Source organism: Mesorhizobium sp. J428, assembly GCF_024699925.1.
Lineage (GTDB): Bacteria > Pseudomonadota > Alphaproteobacteria > Rhizobiales > Rhizobiaceae > Mesorhizobium_A.
On the sequence record NZ_JAJOMX010000001.1, the window covers coordinates 1815012 to 1830514 of the forward strand.

Consider the following 15503-nt stretch of genomic DNA (forward strand, 5'->3'; position numbering starts at 1 on the left):
GCGTCAGTTCCTCGTCCTGAGCGCGTTGGCATAGGCGCCGACGCAGCGCCCCTGGTCGAGCCCGCGCTCGATCGCCGAGCGGAAGTGGATCCCGCCATAGAGCCGCGAGATGCCGGCCTCTTCCGCCGCCGCCCAGAAGCTCGCGAAGCGGCGCGCCGGAAGGCCGTCATCGGAATGCGTGCCGTCCTCGAAAGCATAGGCCGGCCCGAACATGTCGGTCAGCACCGTCGCGGCCGCCCCGGACTGGGTCGAATGCCCGCTCGGATATTCCGGAAAGGGCGGCGTGTTGAGGATCGCCTCCCACTTCGGATCGATGACGCGACGGATATAGGTGAGCGGGCGGACGAGGTCGTATTCGAACTTGGAATGCCAGCAGCCGATGAAGGCATCCGCCAGCGTGACGCCCAGCCGCACCAGCGTCTCGGCGCTGGTGACGAGATCGGCGTCCTCCTTCTCCAGGATGCCGATCGCAATGGAAATCCAGTGGCCGGGCGGCGTGGGCGACAGCATCGGATCGTCGGACCAGAAGCGCGCGATCGCCCGCTGCTCGTCGGTGAGGCCGTTGACCGTGTCCCGCACCTCGCTGGCCTCGATGTAGAACTGCGAGCCGGGTGCCTCGCTGTAGGCCGGCGGCGGCGGCAGCCCGCAGGATGCGCCGTCCGGCATGGCGAAGGTGCGCGTCCTGCCCCAGTCGGGCAGGAGCGGAAACTGCTGCTGGCGGACGAGGTTGGTCGGCACCCAGTGCGCCGGTCCCTCGGTCAGCTTGTAGTCCAGCGGAAAGCCCATGTTCTCGATCGTTGCGCCGCCGTCCGTCGCCGCCCAGGCGAGGATGTGGCGCGCCACCGCGCGGCCATAGTCCTCGCTGCGGCGCACGACCTCCTCCGGCACGCCGAGCGCGGCGTCGGCGGCCGCCTTCCTCGCCATCGCGGCCATCGCGCGCTGGCCCGTCGGGCCGGTATTCTCGAACAGCGCCGCCGCGGCATGCGCCATCGCCGCCTGCACGACGACGGCGCCGTCGTAGGACTGTCCGGCCTCGCGCGGCGGGACCGGCGTCAGCTCGTTCAACTGGCCTGCGAGCGAATGCAGCCCGTCGGAGCCGGTCGCAAGCGCCTCGAAGGCGGTCACGCCGAGATAGGCGAAGGCGCGGCTTGCGACAGGCGGCGAATAGGTCGCCGTATGGCGGACGAGCTCCAGCACGAGGCGGTGCCAGACGAGCAGCGCGTGACGCGAGCGTGCCGGCTCGGAGACGGGTTGCTGCGCGGCGGCAATGGTCGCGCCGCAAAGCAGGACCGCCACAACGACCCACAATGTCCGCACGATGCGCATGCGCAGCCCTCCCTTGCCTCCGTCGGGCGAGAGAAGCACGCACACGGCCGTCGCGGCAAGCGGCCGGAGAGATCGGCTGCTTCGCCTAATCCTCGCGGATGGCGTAGCCCGAGCCGCGGATGGTGCGGATGACGTCGGTCTGGCGGCCGTTGTTGACCGCCTTGCGCAGGCGGCCGACATGGACGTCGACGGTGCGCTCGTCGATGTAGTTGGTGTCACCCCAGACATTGTCGAGCAGCTGGCCGCGCGTGTAGACGCGGCCGGGATGCTGCATCAGGAACTCCAGCAGCCGGAACTCGGTCGGCCCGAGGCGGATCTCGTTTTTCTTGCGGTAGACGCGGTGGGATTCGCGGTCGAGCACGATGTCGCCAACCTTGAGCACGCTGGACAGCACCTCGGGCTTGGCCCGGCGCAACAGCGCCCTCACCCGCGCCATGAACTCCGGCGTCGAGAACGGCTTGACCAGATAGTCGTCGGCGCCGGTCGACAGGCCGCGCACGCGGTCGCTCTCCTCGCCGCGCGCAGTCAGCATGATGATGGGCAGACGCTCGGTCTCGGAGCGCATCCTGAGCCGCCGGCAGAGCTCGATGCCGGAGACGGCGGGCACCATCCAGTCGAGCACCAGGAGATCGGGCACGTTTTCCTGCAGCCTGAGCTCCGCCTCGTCGCCACGAGTGACGATCTCGACCTGGTAGCCTTCCGCCTCGAGGTTGTAGCGCAGGAGGACGCCGAGCGGCTCCTCGTCCTCCACGACCATGATCTTCGGGGCAATCATTCCGTTCTGTTCCTCAGGCGGCGGACATTGCCGCCGTCTCGTCCACCTTCGGACGGTTGGCCGGCAGAAGCGTTCCCGTCATGACGTAATACGCGTTCTCCGCGATGTTGGTCACATGGTCGCCGATGCGCTCGAGGTTCTTGGCGCAGAACAGGAGATGGGTGCAGGCCGTGATGTTGCGCGGATCCTCCATCATATACGTCAGGAGTTCGCGGAAGACGGCGGTATACTGGATGTCGATCTTCTCGTCGTCGGCCCGCAGCGTCTTCAGCGCCTCGGTGTCGCGGGCCACGTAGTGGCTGATCACCTTCTCGACCTGCTCGAGAACCAGCGAGGCCATCGTGTCGATCGAATGCGACAGGTTGCGCGGGGTCGAGGTCTGCCCGACGGCGCCGACGCGCTTGGCGATGTTCTTGGCCAGGTCGCCCACCCGTTCGAGATCGGCCGCCATGCGGATCGCGCCGACCACGGCGCGCAGGTCCTGCGCCATCGGCTGGCGCTTGGCGATCAGCGTGACGGAGGAGTCGTCCAGCTCGCGCTGCTTGGCGTCCATGATCGCGTCGTCCGAGACGACGCGCTGCGCCAGCGCATTGTCGGACGTCAGAAGCGCCCGGGTGGAGCCCGAGACCATCGATCCCGCCAGACCCCCCATGTCGCGGATCAGCCGGTCGATGTGCTCGAGTTCCTCGTCGAAGGAGGTGACGGTATGCTCGCCCATTGTTCTGTCCTCGTGGCTCGATCGTGCCGTCAGCCGAAGCGGCCGGTGATGTAGTCCTGGGTGCGCTTGTCGTCGGGGCTGGTGAACATCTTGTCCGTCGCCCCTTCCTCGACCAGATAACCGAGGTGGAACATCGCCGTGCGCTGCGACACGCGGGCCGCCTGCTGCATGGAGTGGGTCACGATCACGATCGTGTAGTTCTGCCTCAGTTCGTCGATCAGCTCCTCGACCTTTGCAGTCGCGATCGGGTCGAGCGCCGAGCAGGGCTCGTCCATCAGGATCACCTCCGGAGACACGGCGATGGCGCGCGCGATGCACAGGCGCTGCTGCTGGCCGCCGGACAGGCCGGTGCCCGGCTCGTGCAGGCGGTCCTTCACCTCGTTCCAGAGCGCCGCCTTCTTCAGGCTCGACTCCACGACGGTGTCGAGCTCGGCCTTGGACTTCGTCAGCCCGTGGATGCGCGGGCCGTAGGCGACGTTTTCGTAGATCGACTTCGGGAACGGGTTCGGCTTCTGGAACACCATGCCGACGCGTGCGCGCAGTTCCACGACGTCGATCTTGGGATCGTAGATGTCCTCGCCGTCCAGCGTGATCTCGCCGCCGACGCGGGCGATGTCGATCGTGTCGTTCATCCGGTTCAGGCAGCGCAGGAAGGTCGACTTGCCGCAGCCCGAAGGACCGATCAGCGCCGTCACCTGCTTCTCGCGCACGTCGAGGTCGACCCCGAACAGCGCCTGTTTCTCGCCATAGTGGACGGTGACCTGCTTGCCACGCATCTTTACGACAGGTTGTTGCGTCATCGGATTCAGCTTCTGTTCGATCGCGGCTTCGTTGAATACGTTCATCTCTTTCTACTCCATCACCAGCGACGTTCGAAGCGCTTGCGCAGGATCACGGCGATTGCGTTCATGAGGATCAGGAACCCGAGAAGGACCATGATCGCCGCCGACGTCTTCTGCTGGAACGCGGGCTCGGGGAAATCGGCCCACATGAAGATCTGGACCGGAAGAATGGTGGCCGGCTCGGTGAAGCCGCCCGGAATGTCGACGATGAACGCGACCATGCCGATCATCAGCAGCGGCGCGGTCTCGCCGAGCGCATGTGCCATGCCGAGGATCGTGCCGGTCATGATACCGGGCATCGCCAGCGGCAGAACGTGGTGGAAGACCATCTGGACCTTGGACGCGCCGATTCCCAGCGCCGCTTCCCGGATCGACGGCGGAACCGCTCGCAGGGAGGCGCGTCCCGCGATGATGATGATCGGCAAGGTCATCAGGGCAAGGACGAGACCGCCGACGACGGGCGCGGATCGCGGCATGCCGAAGAAATTGAGAAACACCGCCAGGCCGAGCAGACCGAAGACGATCGACGGCACCGCCGCGAGATTGTTGATGTTGACCTCGATCAGGCTCGTGAACCGGTTCTTCGGCGCGAATTCCTCGAGATAGATGGCCGCGGCCACGCCGATCGGAAACGCCACTGCGATCGTGACGATCAAGGTCAGGAACGAGCCGACGACCGCGCCCCACACGCCGGCGAGCTCCGCCTCGCGGCTGGCGCCCGACGTGAAGAAAATCGTGTTCCAGGTGTTGGTGACCGCCCCGTCGGCCTTCAGACGGTCGAGCCACACGATTTCCCTGTCGGTGATCTTGCGGCTGGCCTCCGGCGTCGTGATGGTGCGCAGCACAGCGGGCGATGCGGTCGACACGGCAGCGTCGAGTGCTTCGTAGACGATGCCCTTGGCTGTGCCCGGGCCGACTTCTGTCAGCTTGACCGTTCCGCCGCCGGCGTCCAGCAGGAGCGACGCGGCACCGCTGGTCAGACGCAGGACACCGCCCTCGGCTTCGATGGCGCCCGCCCCACGGGCAAGACGCGTGATCGTGTCGTCGGCGAAGGTCACTGCGACGTCGCCGCTCGTGCCGGACACAGTCACGCCGGGCAGCTGTTGCGGAGCGGCGCTCTCGGCGAGAAGCCCCTTTAGATAGAGATCCGCGAAGTCGTCGAGAGGCACCTGGACATCGACCGTCTTGCCGGCAAGCGAGGGATCTTTCTCGACCTGCTGACGAAGGATGACCCCAGCTCCGGTGGAGACGATGCCGCGCAGAAGGCGGCGCTCCTGGCGGCCGGTCACGTCCGGAAACTTGGCGGCGAGCGCTTCGTTGACGGGGCCGGCATAGTCAAATCCCGTACGCGCCGCGGGATCGGCCGGAACCGCCGAGAGATCGATTGGCAGCGTAAGATAGTTCATGCGAAACGCCGGGAGCCCCTGCGTCACGATCGTCGAGATAAGAAGCAGCAGGAAGAATGCTGCCAGGGCCACGGCGCCCGCACCCAGCCATTTGAAGCGCAGTTCCGCACCGTAGCGTGATTTCAGTCGAGCCTTGGCGGCGTCATCCGTGTGGATGCTCGGCGCGCCGCGTGGCGAAAGCGGAGTGGCGACGATATCAGTCATACTGTTCCCGATACTTCTTGACCACGCGAAGGGCGATGACGTTGAGAGCAAGGGTCGCGCAGAACAGCACGAGTCCGAGTGCAAACGCCGCGCGGGTTTTGGCGCTGTCGAATTCCTGGTCGCCGACCAGAAGGGTTGCGATCTGGACCGTTATCGTGGTCACCGCCTCGAGCGGATTGATGGTCAGGTTGGCAGCCAGTCCGGCCGCCATGACGACGATCATGGTTTCGCCGATGGCCCGGCTGACGGCAAGCAGCATCGCCGAGACGATGCCCGGAAGCGCCGCCGGCAGGACGACTTTGCGGATGGTTTCCGATTTCGTGGCGCCCAGCCCCGCCGATCCGTCGCGCAGCGACTGCGGCACGGCGTTGATGACGTCGTCGGAAAGAGACGAAACGAAGGGAATGATCATGATTCCCATCACCACGCCCGCCGCGAGCGCGGATTCCGACGCCACGCTGAGGCCGACCGACTGGCCGAGATCGCGGAAGAATGGAGCGACTGTCAGCGCCGCAAAGAAGCCGTAGACCACCGTCGGAATGCCCGCGAGGATCTCCAGGACCGGCTTTGCCACGGCGCGAATGCTCCTGGTCGCATAGTCGGACAGATAGATCGCCGACATCAGACCGACGGGCGCGGCCACCAGCATCGCGATGAAGGTGATCAGCAGCGTCCCAACGAACAGCGGAACGGCACCGAAAATGTCCTCGTTGACCTCGCCGGCCGCCGTTCCCGCACCCGTGAAGGCGCTCTGGGGCGACCAATGCAGCCCAAACAGGAATTTGAAGAACGGAATCTCGCCGAAGAACAGCAGCGACTCGAAGATGAGCGAAAGCACGATGCCGATCGTCGTCAGCACCGCGACGACCGAGCAGGCTATGAGAAACACCCGCACGACCCGCTCGACCACGTGCCGCGCCCGGAACCGGGCGGAGATGTTCCGATAGGAATAGAGAAAGCCACCGACGGCGAGCAGGGCACAGACGATCCCGATGATCGTGAGGCTGGTGTTGTGAAGCGACCGATACGTCGCAGCGGCAGCCTCTTTGGTCGAATCGGTGAACCCGACCAGGCCGCCGAACGCGATCGCCTTTGCGTCGCGAATAAACGCCTCGATCTGCGGGATGCCTTGCCCGGCGAGTTCCGCGGCAAAGCGCGACTTGATGATCGAGGTCTCGATGCCGGGCGACGCCAGCCCCCAGGCGATCAGGGCGAGGAGCGCCGGCAGTACCGCAAACAGGGCGACATAGCTTCCATGCTGGGACGGCAGGGAATGCAGCTTGTGCACTTCGCCACCGACGACTGAGATCGCTCTGGAGCGGCCGGCGAAGTAACCCGCGGCACCAACAGCGGCGAGCAGAACCAGAATATAGAAGACCATGAATCCGTGCCCCGAGAAACTATGGCGCTAGGCGACGCTCGGCGTCGCGGCCGGGCCATGCGGCAGGGAAACGGCCCGGGCGATTGCGCGCCCGGGCCGGATATTATCCTATCAGGAGCCGAACGGCTTCAGCGCCTTCGCCTCTTCGGCGACCTTGGCGCGATCCGCATCCGGAAGCGGGATCAGACCCTTGTCGGCGAGATAACCTTCCGGGCCCCAGGCCGCGTCATTGGTGTATTCCGCGATGAACTCGGCCATGCCGGGGATGACGCCGACATGCTCCTTCTTCGCGTAGATGAAGAGCGAGCGCGACACGCCGTAGTCGCCCGAGGCGATGTTCTCGAAGGTCGGCTCGACGCCGTCCACCTTGTGACCCTGCAGCTTGTCGGCGTTCTGGTCGAGGAAGGAGAAGCCGAAGATGCCGAACGCCTTGGTGTTGGCTTCGAGCTTCTGGACGATCAGGTTGTCGTTCTCGCCAGCTTCGATAAAGGCGCCATCTTCGCGGATCTCGCCGCAGCCCTTTTCATTCGCGGCCTTGACCTCTTCCTGGCAGGCAGCGTCCATGACGAGCTCGACGAAGGCGTCACGGGGTACCGGATGTCGGCGGCGGGCCGAGCACTTCGATCTTCTGCGCCGGCAGAGAGGCGTCGATGTCGGACCAGTTCACGTAGGGGTTCGCGACGACCTTGCCGTCGACCGCGACGTTCTTGGCGAGCGCCTTGAAGATCTGCTCCTTGGTCAGGTCGACCATTGTGCCGGCCTTGGAGTTGGCGAGCACGATGCCGTCGAAGCCGACCTTGATCTCGACCGGGGTAACGCCGGCGGCCTTGCAGGTCTCGAGTTCCTTTTCCTTCATGGCGCGCGAGGCGTTGGTAAAGTCGGGGGTGTTCTCGCCGACGCCGGCGCAGAACAGCTTCATGCCGCCGCCCGTGCCGGTCGATTCGACCACCGGCGTCTTGAACTGACCGCCCTGGCCCAACTTCTCGGCCACCGCGGTGGTGAACGGAAACACGGTCGACGAGCCGACGATCTGGATCTGGTCGCGCGCCGCGGCGACACCCATTGAAGCGGCGAGGGCGAGCGATGCCGCCGAAGCCGCTAGGAGAAATTTCTTCATTTTGCCTACTCCCGTTCGGAATTCGGATGGAATTCTGTCGACGCCCTGAAGGCGACACCGGTGGCATTAACGGCGCTGTGTTACAGTTGGATGACAGTTTTGTGTCCGGAATAATTCCCTTCCCGGACCGCCCCGCGCGAGGCGAGAGGCGGCATCAGCCGGCGACGGTACGCGAGGCCCTGTCGTCCATCCAGAGCTCGACCTTGGCAAGCAGCGCGTTCGGGCTGATCGGCTTGGAGAGATAGTCGTCCATTCCCGCTTCCAGGCAGCGTTCGCGGTCACCCTTGAGCGCATGCGCCGTGACGCCGACGATCGGGACGCGCCCGCCGCCGCCGGCCTCGCGCTCGCGGATCGCGGCCGTGGCCTCCAGCCCGTTCATCATCGGCATCGAGATGTCCATCAGGATCATCCGTGGCTGCAGCGCCTCGAACGCCTCGAGCGCGCGCCGGCCGTTGTCGACGATCTCGAACGTATGGCCGGTCTCGCCCAGGATCTGCGTGAACACCAGCTGGTTCACCTCATTGTCCTCGGCGACCAGGATGTCGACCCGGTGCCGCCCTTCCGCGCGGGCGGGAACCGGCTTCGGAACCTGCGGCTCCAGCCTCGATACGGCTGGCCTTTCGACCGGCGCCGCTGCGAGGACCGGCGGCGCGCGATGGCGCTGTATCGTGGTCACCAGCGCGTCGAGCAGCACCGACGAGCGGGCCGGCTTGATCAGGTGGGCATCGATATCCAGGTCGCGGTAGCTCTTGTTCGACAGCGACTGGTCCACCGAGGTCAGCAGGATCAGCGGCGTGTCCGCGAGCGCGGGATTGGCGCGCACCGCCCTCGCCACGTCGGCCCCCGTCATTCCCGGCATCTGGTAGTCCAGGATCACGCAATCGACCTTGAGCCCGAGCCGCGAGGTGGTGTCGAGCACCAGCAGGCCTTCCGGCCCGCTCTGCGCCGCGCAGGCGTCGAACGCCCAGGACCGCATTTGCTCCATCAGGATGGCGCGGTTGACCGGATTGTCGTCGACCACCAGGATGCGCGCCCCCGTCACGTCGAGCGGCGCAACGCGGCGCGGCTTCTGGTCGGCGGCCACTGGAAGCTCCAGGCTGACCGTGAAGGTCGATCCCTCGCCCTCGGCGCTCCGCACCTCAACGCTGCCGTTCATCATCTCGACCAGCCTCGACGTGATCGCGAGGCCGAGGCCCGTGCCCTCGTGGCGGCGGGTCGAGGAGCCGTCCACCTGGCTGAATTTCTCGAAGACCAGCTTGAGCTTGTCGGCCGGGATGCCGATGCCCGTGTCGGTGACCGCAATGGTGAGCCGGGTCACGGACCCGTCCATCTCGCCGTTGACGTCGACCAGCACATGGCCCGAATCCGTGAACTTGACGGCGTTGCCGAGCAGGTTGGTGATGATCTGGCGGATGCGGCCGACATCGCCGACGAACAGCGCCGGCAGGTCCGGTTGGACGCGCACGATCAGCTCCAGGTCCTTCTCCTTGGCCCGGGTCGAGACCAGCGTCGCCACGTCCTCGATCGCCTCGGCGAGGTTGAAGGGGGCGGGATCGAGCACGAGCTGGCCGGCGTCGATCTTCGAGAAATCGAGGATGTCGTTGATGATCTTGAGCAGCGCATTGCCCGACTTGAGGATGATGTCGGTGAAGGTGCGCTGCTTGGCATCTAGGCTCGACTTGGAGAGCAGTTCCGCCATGCCGAGCACGCCGTTCATCGGCGTGCGGATCTCGTGGCTCATATTGGCCAGGAATTCGGACTTGGCGCGGTCGGCGAGCACGGCCCGGCGCTGCGCCTGCTCCAGTTCGATCTCGCGCTGCTTCAACTCGGTCACGTCCGTGCTGGAGCCGATGAGGTGAACCGTCCCGTCGTCGAGCGACAGGCGGCTCTTGCGGGCGATCAGTTGCCTGGCCGACCCGTCGCGATGGGTCAGTGTCTCCTCGGTCTCGTTGACGATGCCGGTGGAAAGGACGGCGAGGTCGCGATGCGCAAAGTCCTCGCCCTGGACGCCGAACAGGTCGAGGTCGCTGCGGCCGGCGGCCTCGTCCTTGCCAATGCCGGTCAGCGCGCACCAGGCCTTGTTGACGAAGCGGATCGAGAGGTCGTCGTCCTTGACATAGGCCGCGACCGGTAGCTCGTCGAGCACATGCCGGAACAGGTCGATCTGGCGCGTGAAGTCGCGCAGGGCAGCCTCTCGTTCCCTGATCTCGGAAATGTCGAAGATGAAGCCGGCGACATAGTCGTTGCCGCTGCCGGTGCGGATGCGGTTCTTGCGCACGATGCGCGACTTGCCGACGCCGTCGACCTCGAAGTCTTCCTCGACCTCGTAGGCTTCGCCGGTCTCCAGCACCCGGCGTTCCGTCATCTCGAACTGCGCCACGTCTGCCGACGTGATGAAATCGCCGCCGCGCCTGCCCGTCATCTGCGCCGGCGTCACGCCGAACATGCTTGCGAACGCCTCGTTGACGTAGACGAAGCGAAGCTGGCTGTCCTTGACGAACACAGGGTTGTTGATGCCGTCGATCACCGCGTCGGCGAGGCCGGCCCGCTCGAGCGCCTCCGCGAGCTCCGCCTCGCGCTGCTTCAGGTCGGAAATGTCGAAATAGGTCACCAGGCGCTTGCCGCCTGACAGTTCCGTGACCTCGTAGACCATGGTGTAGCCGTCCGCCCGGCGGAACTCCTTCGGCGGCACGCTGCCGGCGGAGATCTCGCGCAGCCGGGTGGCCACGTAGTCCTCCCATCTGTCGTCGGCAACGTCGTAGACGCCGTTGTGGCGGTTGATGTCCATCAGCGCCCGGAACGGGCTGCCGACCGAGACGTCCCGCGGCGTCACTTTCCAGATGTCGTAGAAGGCGCGGTTGATGACCTCCGCGCGCAGGTCGGCGTCCAGCACCACGACGCCCATGCGCATGGCGTCGACGGTCCGCTGCAGGTCTTCCAGCAATTCGCTCGTCCGACGGTCGACCGCAACGCCGGGCAGGCGCATGTATTCGTCGCCGGCCTTCGCGGATTCGCCGGGCATGTCGCTCGACGCCTCGCCCAAGGTCAAAATTCCGTCCCCTTTGCACGCCCCTCGATTAACCATACGAGGGCAACGCTTAACGATCCGCTAAGCATGAATCCGGCTGGACGCGTGCTTCGGATCCTCGCCGGCGCGGCGCGCATGCTCGGCGCAGACGCGCAGGATGACGACGGCGCCCTTGAGCAGCTCGTCGCGGCTCAGCGTGAACAGGCGGCTGGCGCGGGCTGGATCGACCGCGGACAGCTGGTCGTCGAGGAACGGCACGTGGACGAAGCCCGATATCTTCGGACCGAACCGCGAGATCGTGCCGGAGCGCGACAGGTAGAAGACATGGTTGCACAGATAGGCGCCGGCATTGGACGAGAGCTGCACCGGCAGGCCCTCGGCTTCGAGTGCCGCCGCGATGTCGGGCAGCGGCAGCGTCGAGCGCAAGGTCGCAGGCCCCTCGCAGACGCGCGCCTGCGCCGGCAGCAGCCCCGCCGCATCGACGGCGAGCGTCGACGAGCGGTTGCGCGCCGTGGATTCGAGGCGGAAGCCGCGTGCCGTGTCGGCGAGGCCGAAAAGCACCGCCACGTCCGCCGCGAACGCCGCCCCGATCTCGCCGAGCGCCTGCGGCGCGCGTGCATATTCGACGGGCAGCACCAGCGTGCGCAGCTCGACGGCCGGCCCGAGATCGGGAGCAGCCTTCTCGAGCAGCTCCATCAGTACCTCGGTCGGATTGACCGGCGCACGCGGGAAGGCGGAGAAGCCCGTGGTGAGAATGCGAAGTGGGGTCATGTCGGTCCTTGCAGCCTATTCCTTGGCCTCCCGTTCGAGATAGCGGCCATACATGGCGCTGGCGAGGCGCGCGGCCACGGCAGCCTGTCTGCGCAGCACGATATCGGGGTCGGCGCGTCGCCGCTGAGCCTCCCGAGCGATCGCCTCCTCGACGGCGTCCCGCGTCACGATCCGCCTCGGCCGGAAATACTCCTCGGCCAGCCCGTATTCCAGGCAGAAGGCGCGGTTGGACGCCTGAAAGCGGGTGTCGACGAAATCCTTCAGCACATCGAGGAAATCATCCTGTTCGGGCTGCTCGGCAGGAAGACGGAAGCCGCTGTTCCCGTCGAAGAAGGCGGCATGCTGATGCGGCCCCGGAGCCGGCAGACCGAGCTCGACAGCGAGATGGACGGCCTCGACCAGATCGGGGTCGAACTGCGCGTTCGCCGGCGTCTCGTCCATGTCGGCCAGCGCTGGCGAGGAAAGCCCGCATCGCTTGTAGAAGTCGGCGAGCAGGGAGAACCGATATCCTTCGCGCGGGATGAAGCCGGCCGAAACCTTGACGCCGAAAGGCGCCAGCATGCGGGCGATCTCGCCATAGACCGCGTGCCAGTCGAGGATGAAGTCGTTCGAGAGCTGGCGCGCCGAACGCATGTCGGTCTTCACGGCCGCGATGAAGCAGGCCTCCAGCCCGGTAAAATGCAGCGGCTCAAGGCCCGCCGCGCGCAAGGCGGCTCCCACCTCGCTCGTCCGCTCGGGCGAGCGGAACAGCCACTGGCTGTAGGCGGACTGGATGAAGCCGGACTGCCGCCGCGAATAGCCGACCACCGTGACGTCCTCCACCACCGGGCGCAGCAGCGCCACGATGTTGCGCAGTGCCACGGGACGCTGGAACATCGCTTCATGGCTGATGACCACTTGGTCGCCACACGCGAACAGGCCGGACGCGATGTCGAGGAGCCTGGCGGCCGCGTCGGGGACAACCGTCTCCTCGATGAGCTGTTGCAGTAGCGCCAGCGGCAACATGACCGAATGCCCATGGAACGGGCTCCCCTCCCGGGCGATCTCCCTCTGGATCGACGACGAGCCGCATTTCGCGGGACCGACGTGCAGGATCAGCGACTTGGCCAAAACGGTCCTCGGCATGGTTGGCTCCGCGATCCGTCCTCGTCCGGACACGGCGCCCGTTCCGTCGGAAGGCGAACCACGGCGGTATTGCCTCTCATTCTTCGCAGAGTGTGTGGCCGTCTTTCAAGGCCGTCCGCCGGGCCTTTGCCACCGCGTCAGCGTCACCCCGTTATCCGGGTCGATCGCCTGCCTCTCGAAGGGTGCAAGCCCGGTCGCGGCAAGCACCGCGCGCGGATGACCGGCGCCGAAACAGGATATGCCGCCCGGAAGGACGAACGGCTCGACCTCCGCCAGCATGAACTCGTCGTAGAGCGGCAGGAAATGGTCGAACACCCGCTGGCCGCCGGTGACCGCGACCACGCCCTCCGGCACGTCCAGCCGCGCGAGCAGCTCACCGACCGGCAGGCCGGCCGGATTGTAGAACGTCGCCAGCGGATCGGCCGCATCAGGCGCCAACTGCTCCACCGAACTGGTGAAGACGAGCCTGCGCCGCCCCGGATTGGGATGCCGCCCGTGGCCGAGGCTGCCGAGGACGACGAGGCTCGACCGGTCGAGCGCCGCCTGGAAGATCGCCCAGTCGGCATCGTTCCTCAGCGGCGCAGGCATCAGCCCCTGCGCGTCGGCAATCATGCCGTCGGCCGAAACGATGGCATGGCCGACGACGCGATAGGACGTTCCATGGCTGGAGAGTATCGGCAGGATGCTGTTCCTCGAATTCGCACGGGCCGTCGTGACCCGCGAGCCTTCGGTATCGGCAGGCCAGCGCGGCGGCAAGCCTCGGAAATACCAGCGGTCCTATGTGGCCGAGGTCGCGCCGGAATGAGGTCGCCAAGATCGCTAAGTTGGATGAGGCCGAAAACTACGTGACAATGGCCTATCGCGGTGTCGCCAAGTCGGCGGAAGCGATGCGTGACCTTCCCGTCGAAGAGCGCGGCGAGGCAGGCCACAAGGCTGCGAAAGAGGCCGAAGCGGCGCTGGGGCTGGCGTTGAGCGACCTCGCGCCTATCCGAACAAATTGATACCCGCGAAGGTTTCAAGTACAGACTTTGCGCCCGAAACGACTAAGCTTGAAATAACAGCGCCAATGAATACACGGTGTGTCCAGGCGCGATCTTTATTCTCTTCAAGAACATTGACAGGGAATGCCCATTTTATATAACCCGCAAAAGTCCGATAAAGCAAAATTGATATACCAAGGCTATAGATGTAAAAAGGAATTCGAAAAGACACGTTCGGTCCGTCGCTAGGAAAGAAGCGGTCCATAAAATGGGTAATCCAATACAGTGAATAGGGTAGAGCTATGAGCCAAAGTCCAATGTCATATGCGAATTTGGCATGAATAAATGAATACCATTTCATCGCCGTGGTTAATTTTTTGGAGGCGATATTTCGGCAAGCGCGGAAGAAGACAATATCTTCGGATTTGATATAGACTTGACTGTCATTTCTGGTAGGCTCAGAAACAAGCGGGTTTGGATCAAATACAGGCGGCTTACTAAACGTGATTGTCACTGCGAATCTATTTGGCGGCAACGTATCTGGCGACTCAGCTTGCCAAGCAGTAGTGTTGGTGAAGAATATACGTTCAATGTTCGAGGGTAAATTCTTTGCAGTGAAGATGTCTTCATTGCTGCCATAGCTAGTCTGTCCGTCGTATCCGATGATTGATACGGTCACTCGAAAAGCTCGTTTTCGTATTCTCTCATTTCTTTGAAACGAACTCTTCGTCATTCATATCGGATGGTTTTACAAGTTTCGATATGATCCGGTCGCCTTCAGCCCTTACTAGAGCTTCATATTCGCGGAAGGCCGACTTGATCTGCAGCAGATTTAAGTGAACGCCGCGCAATTCGATGGCATCTTCATACCATTGCTCGTCTATCTCCGCTTCCTGCGCGAGAACTTCATTTGCCATTTGGCTTCGCCTGATCAGATGAGATTCACCTAAACGTCTTACTACCATACAACCAAAAGCCGTGGGATAGAGACTTCGGCGCTCCCACACCTATTCTCTGTGCAGGGCGCGCGCTAGCCCCCCGGCGCACCCGATAGCCTGTTCGACGTTCCTCGCGCGCTCTATCCCGACTTGTCCGTGTTAGATTCGGAACGCTCCAAGTCTTGCTGGTCAAACATTTCGTCCAAACGTGCTCGCTCCTGAGCCCGATCTACGCGATCATATCCGTCAACGCGCATTCTTTTGCTCCCTTGAGCGATCCTTCGCCAATCGTTTCGAAGGTTCTTGAGGTCTTTCGCCATCGCATAAAGGGGATGTCCACCGTTTAACATGATGACTGAGTCATAGTCGCCGATGTCGAAAACATACTTGTTAGACTCACGTGCCCCCATCGGCTTCCGTCGCCACGATGTTGTAACAGTGAATGATTTCCCATCTAGAAAGGCATAGTTCCCGAGGTATCCGTGAAGCTCTTGGCCAGGCCGCAGAACACTGATCTTCCGCAAAGGAGTTCCTCTCCGATGCTTCTCAGGATCGGTAGGAAGAGGCGGAACAAAGTCCACGCTGACATCATAGGCTACCGCAGCGCCTGTATTGGCAACCCGAACATCGAAATGGATTATCGACCACGCATTCGGCTCGACCGTTGCCACAATATGCGGACTTGATGCATTGTCCGCCATCTGCTTCGTATAACGCGCTAGCACAATAGTTGCCCATACAAGAGCAGCCGTCGCGGCAGCCGTGACAACTGTGGCGGCAACACTCCAGTCGATGGCTTCGAAGAGTGGTTGCATGATTCAATCACCCGTTCCGACTCACTCGGTATAATACTGGAAGAGCGCAAGAACACAGAGACCGATATTTGTTCCGA

15 protein-coding genes and 1 pseudogene are annotated in these 15503 nt (G+C 64.1%); 2 read left to right on the forward strand and 14 right to left on the reverse strand.

The window, feature by feature from the left end:
• Positions 1–3: 3 nt before the first annotated feature.
• The 11 genes and pseudogenes from LRS09_RS09050 to LRS09_RS09100 form a co-directional block, all read right to left on the reverse strand.
• Positions 4–1326: a vanadium-dependent haloperoxidase gene (locus LRS09_RS09050; protein ID WP_257805421.1), complete on the reverse strand. Its 1323-nt coding sequence runs from the start codon at positions 1324–1326 to the stop codon at positions 4–6.
• Positions 1327–1411: 85 nt separating this feature from the next.
• On the reverse strand, positions 1412–2101 hold the full coding sequence (gene phoB, locus LRS09_RS09055) for a phosphate regulon transcriptional regulator PhoB (RefSeq protein WP_257805422.1): 690 nt from the start codon (positions 2099–2101) through the stop codon (positions 1412–1414).
• A gap of 13 nt (positions 2102–2114) precedes the next feature.
• Entirely contained in the window at positions 2115–2819 is a 705-nt protein-coding gene (gene phoU, locus LRS09_RS09060; protein ID WP_257805423.1) for a phosphate signaling complex protein PhoU, read from the reverse strand.
• A gap of 29 nt (positions 2820–2848) precedes the next feature.
• Entirely contained in the window at positions 2849–3664 is an 816-nt protein-coding gene (gene pstB / locus LRS09_RS09065) for a phosphate ABC transporter ATP-binding protein PstB (RefSeq protein ID WP_257805424.1), read from the reverse strand.
• 14 nt (positions 3665–3678) lie between these two features.
• Entirely contained in the window at positions 3679–5271 is a 1593-nt protein-coding gene (gene pstA, locus LRS09_RS09070; RefSeq protein WP_257805425.1) for a phosphate ABC transporter permease PstA, read from the reverse strand.
• Complete coding sequence (gene pstC / locus LRS09_RS09075; protein ID WP_257805426.1) at positions 5264–6652, reverse strand: phosphate ABC transporter permease subunit PstC; 1389 nt, start codon at positions 6650–6652, stop codon at positions 5264–5266. The genes pstA and pstC overlap by 8 nt, the downstream gene beginning before the upstream one ends.
• 111 nt (positions 6653–6763) lie before the next feature.
• Positions 6764–7769: pseudogene (locus LRS09_RS09080) on the reverse strand (PstS family phosphate ABC transporter substrate-binding protein).
• Positions 7770–7923: 154 nt separating this feature from the next.
• Positions 7924–10791, reverse strand: a complete 2868-nt coding sequence (locus tag LRS09_RS09085; RefSeq protein ID WP_257805427.1) for a response regulator — start codon at positions 10789–10791, stop codon at positions 7924–7926.
• 87 nt (positions 10792–10878) lie between these two features.
• Positions 10879–11568, reverse strand: coding sequence for a pyroglutamyl-peptidase I (locus tag LRS09_RS09090; RefSeq protein WP_257805428.1), 690 nt, complete (start codon positions 11566–11568; stop codon positions 10879–10881).
• A 15-nt stretch (positions 11569–11583) separates the two neighbouring features.
• Positions 11584–12693 (reverse strand): hypothetical protein, encoded by a 1110-nt coding sequence (locus LRS09_RS09095; protein WP_257805429.1) that lies wholly within the window; start codon positions 12691–12693, stop codon positions 11584–11586.
• A gap of 105 nt (positions 12694–12798) precedes the next feature.
• The gene (locus LRS09_RS09100) at positions 12799–13305 is read right to left on the reverse strand and encodes a dihydrofolate reductase (protein ID WP_257805430.1); all 507 of its coding nucleotides are present in this window, start codon (positions 13303–13305) and stop codon (positions 12799–12801) included.
• 70 nt (positions 13306–13375) lie between these two features.
• On the opposite strand from LRS09_RS09100, the gene LRS09_RS09105 reads away from it, so the two are divergent.
• A complete protein-coding gene (locus LRS09_RS09105; RefSeq protein ID WP_257805431.1) occupies positions 13376–13498 on the forward strand; it encodes a hypothetical protein in 123 nt (40 codons plus the stop codon).
• A gap of 19 nt (positions 13499–13517) precedes the next feature.
• Complete coding sequence (locus LRS09_RS09110) at positions 13518–13694, forward strand: hypothetical protein (protein ID WP_257805432.1); 177 nt, start codon at positions 13518–13520, stop codon at positions 13692–13694.
• Here LRS09_RS09110 and LRS09_RS09115 read toward each other — a convergent pair.
• From LRS09_RS09115 to LRS09_RS09125, 3 genes are all read right to left on the reverse strand, one after another.
• Positions 13678–14352 (reverse strand): hypothetical protein, encoded by a 675-nt coding sequence (locus LRS09_RS09115; protein ID WP_257805433.1) that lies wholly within the window; start codon positions 14350–14352, stop codon positions 13678–13680. The genes LRS09_RS09110 and LRS09_RS09115 overlap by 17 nt on opposite strands.
• Before the next feature lie 25 nt (positions 14353–14377).
• Positions 14378–14590 carry a hypothetical protein gene (locus tag LRS09_RS09120; RefSeq protein WP_257805434.1) on the reverse strand — a complete coding sequence of 71 codons (213 nt, stop codon included), beginning with the start codon at positions 14588–14590 and terminating at the stop codon, positions 14378–14380.
• A 161-nt stretch (positions 14591–14751) separates the two neighbouring features.
• Positions 14752–15426 carry a hypothetical protein gene (locus LRS09_RS09125; protein ID WP_257805435.1) on the reverse strand — a complete coding sequence of 225 codons (675 nt, stop codon included), beginning with the start codon at positions 15424–15426 and terminating at the stop codon, positions 14752–14754.
• Positions 15427–15503 lie beyond the last annotated feature (77 nt).

Coding starts and splice junctions, on each gene's coding strand:
- LRS09_RS09125 (WP_257805435.1), bottom strand. CDS start 15,426: ATGCAACCACTCTTCGAAGCCATCGACTGGAGTGTTGCCGCCACAGTT.
- LRS09_RS09105 (WP_257805431.1), top strand. CDS start 13,376: ATGCTGTTCCTCGAATTCGCACGGGCCGTCGTGACCCGCGAGCCTTCG.
- LRS09_RS09050 (WP_257805421.1), bottom strand. CDS start 1,326: ATGCGCATCGTGCGGACATTGTGGGTCGTTGTGGCGGTCCTGCTTTGC.
- LRS09_RS09090 (WP_257805428.1), bottom strand. CDS start 11,568: ATGACCCCACTTCGCATTCTCACCACGGGCTTCTCCGCCTTCCCGCGT.
- pstB (WP_257805424.1), bottom strand. CDS start 3,664: ATGAACGTATTCAACGAAGCCGCGATCGAACAGAAGCTGAATCCGATG.
- phoU (WP_257805423.1), bottom strand. CDS start 2,819: ATGGGCGAGCATACCGTCACCTCCTTCGACGAGGAACTCGAGCACATC.
- LRS09_RS09095 (WP_257805429.1), bottom strand. CDS start 12,693: ATGCCGAGGACCGTTTTGGCCAAGTCGCTGATCCTGCACGTCGGTCCC.
- phoB (WP_257805422.1), bottom strand. CDS start 2,101: ATGATTGCCCCGAAGATCATGGTCGTGGAGGACGAGGAGCCGCTCGGC.
- LRS09_RS09085 (WP_257805427.1), bottom strand. CDS start 10,791: ATGCCCGGCGAATCCGCGAAGGCCGGCGACGAATACATGCGCCTGCCC.
- pstA (WP_257805425.1), bottom strand. CDS start 5,271: ATGACTGATATCGTCGCCACTCCGCTTTCGCCACGCGGCGCGCCGAGC.
- LRS09_RS09100 (WP_257805430.1), bottom strand. CDS start 13,305: ATGATTGCCGACGCGCAGGGGCTGATGCCTGCGCCGCTGAGGAACGAT.
- LRS09_RS09120 (WP_257805434.1), bottom strand. CDS start 14,590: ATGGCAAATGAAGTTCTCGCGCAGGAAGCGGAGATAGACGAGCAATGG.
- pstC (WP_257805426.1), bottom strand. CDS start 6,652: ATGGTCTTCTATATTCTGGTTCTGCTCGCCGCTGTTGGTGCCGCGGGT.